Consider the following 435-nt stretch of genomic DNA (forward strand, 5'->3'; position numbering starts at 1 on the left):
AATCTACACACTAAAATAATAAATTAGGCTTATCCGTGGTTAAAAAATTATTACAGATTTTTGTTGATGAACTTTATCGTCTCAACTATAAATCGACTAGCATTACACATCGTCTTCCATTTTATTGGTATCGACCATTTAAATTAATAAGCCGATTACTTGTTTTACCCATCATATTTCTATTTATGGTTTAATTGTAATGAACAAAAACTTATCAAAATTAGAATGGTCACTATTGGTGACAACAATTACTTTCATTAGTCTTAGTGTCTTCCTTTACTACTTCTTATGTAAGAACTTGTTTAATGGTGGATTCAACGATGTTCTTGAAATAATTGCTGTATTGGTGCTGACTTATGGCTCATTTGTTTTTGCAAACTATAGCGTAACATTATTGGCCGAGAAGTATTGCAGCCGTAGGGTTCAACATGAAGA

1 protein-coding gene is annotated in these 435 nt (G+C 31.3%); it reads left to right on the forward strand.

From position 1 onward, the window contains the following. Positions 1–199: 199 nt before the first annotated feature. The coding region (locus tag AB4486_RS23125) for a hypothetical protein (RefSeq protein ID WP_372118856.1) at positions 200–435 on the forward strand (236 nt) is incomplete at its 3' end.

Source organism: Vibrio sp. 10N.222.55.C6, assembly GCF_041473395.1.
GTDB lineage: Bacteria > Pseudomonadota > Gammaproteobacteria > Enterobacterales > Vibrionaceae > Vibrio > Vibrio crassostreae_C.